1 protein-coding gene is annotated in these 1358 nt (G+C 74.0%); it reads left to right on the forward strand.

Annotated features, from left to right (window positions below; genetic code table 11):
- Positions 1 to 179: 179 nt before the first annotated feature.
- The coding region (locus ACWF94_RS40565) for a streptophobe family protein (RefSeq protein ID WP_453500320.1) at positions 180 to 1358 on the forward strand (1179 nt) is incomplete at its 3' end.

A 1358-nucleotide genomic window follows, 5' to 3' on the forward strand; every position in this document is an offset into this window, starting at 1 on the left:
GGTGGAGGTTCGGCGCTCACGGGCTCTTCTTCCCAACGCGAGAACAGAGCGAGAACCGAGAAACCTCGGATTCCTCGCATATCAACTCATTGTGTGCCTCGATGCCGCGCGCTTCGCAAGCGGACGCATCCGGCCCCGCCCGGCGGGCGGAGAGCCGTCGCCCTGCATAGCGTGACAGCGTGAACCAGCACGGAACCCGGGACCGTGAGCGCACCGCGCCCACCGCCCACGGCTGGGCTCAGGCCCTGGTGGCGGTCGCCGCCGGGCTGGTCGCCCTGATCGGCACCGCCGCACTCGGAGTGTGGGCGGCGGGCGCCGCCGGCCTCCCGGGCGGCGCCTTCCCGCGTATCGTCGCGGCCGTCGTCGTCCTGGCCGTCGGCGGCGGCGTCGACATCACCGGGGACGCAGGACCCCTCGGTGGCGCATCGGCGGAACTCACCGTCGTCCCCCTCTCGGTGACCCTCGCGGGTGCGCTGGCCCTCGCCCACGGCTTTCTGCGACCCCTGCGGCACCGCGCCGTCGCCGGCACCCGTGAACTCGCCGGCTGGGCCGCCCGGCTGGCCCTGCTGTGGGCCCTCGCCCTCGTCGCCCTCTCTCTGATCGCCCGTCAGTCGTTCGACATCTCCCCGCAAGGGACCATCTCCGACGTCGGAGAACTGCTGGACGCCGCCCCGCAGGCCGGCTTCCGGGCCGATGTCCCGCTCACCCTCGTCCTCGGGCTGCTGTGGCTGGCGGGCGTACTGCTGCTGGCCCTCGTCGTGTCCCGCCGCGCCCCCCTGCCCGCCCGGCTGGTGCGCTTCCAGGAGCCGGTGCGGCCCGCCGCGTACGCCATGGTCGTCCTGCTGCTCTGCTACGTCGCCCTGGGCGTGGTCATCGGCCTCGTGGTCGCGGCGACCCGAGGGCATCCGGCCGAGACGTTCGCCGTCGTCCTGCTCGGGCTGCCCAACCTCGTCTGGCTCGCCTTCACTCTCGGTCTCGGCGCGGCCTGGGACGGCAAGGTGGAGGGGCCGTTCGGGCTGCCCATGCCCCGGCTGCTGGACCGGGTGCTGCGCGCCCCCGAGGGCGTCTCCGCCGAGGGAGCGACCCTCGACCTGGGCACCCTCGCCGCGCACGACGGCCGCGCCTGGTGGCTGCTCGCCGTCTCCGCCGTACTGCTGCTCGGCGCGGCCTTCCTGATGGCCGTACGCTCCCCCGCCCGCACCAGGCTCTGGCAGCACGCCCTCCGGCTCGCCCTCGCCCTGCTCCTCACGGTGCTGATGATCTGTCTGCTGGCCCGGGTGGACACGTCCTTCGGGCTCTCCCTGTTCGGCCTCGGCGACATCGGCGGCGGCCTCGGGGGAGAGGTGTCCCTGCTGCCC

It is taken from the genome of Streptomyces sp. NPDC055078 (assembly GCF_053607985.1).